Below are 299 nucleotides of genomic sequence, written 5' to 3'. Positions count from 1 at the left end.
AGCTTCGCCTTTCCACGCAGATGTTCACGGCAGACCTGCGGCACAAGGAGATCGATGTCGCGGTGCGCTTTGGCAACGGACGATGGAGCGACGGCACGGCAACCTTGCTGTTCGACGAGGAGGTCTTTCCCGTGTGCTCGCCGAAGTGGGTGGAGTCGCGCGGCATGCCGCAATCGCTGCAGGACGTCGCGAACGCGGCGCTGATCGAGTCGGATTCGACGTCGGAAGGCTGGATGGGATGGGAAGCGTGGTTTCACGCTCTGGGCTTCGGGCCGGTGCGATTGAACTTTGCCCTACGC

The 299-nt window shown here is 63.2% G+C and carries 1 protein-coding gene; it reads left to right on the top strand.

Features of this window, described 5'->3' with window-relative positions:
* On the top strand, window positions 1-299 hold a 299-nt coding region (locus SB771_RS34000), incomplete at both ends, for a LysR substrate-binding domain-containing protein (RefSeq protein WP_410721915.1).

It is taken from the genome of Burkholderia sp. SIMBA_051, assembly GCF_046534915.1.
Classification (GTDB): Bacteria; Pseudomonadota; Gammaproteobacteria; order Burkholderiales; family Burkholderiaceae; genus Burkholderia; species Burkholderia ambifaria.
Note: the sequence above shows the minus strand (reverse complement) of the source record. Positions and strands in the feature narration are given on the sequence as shown.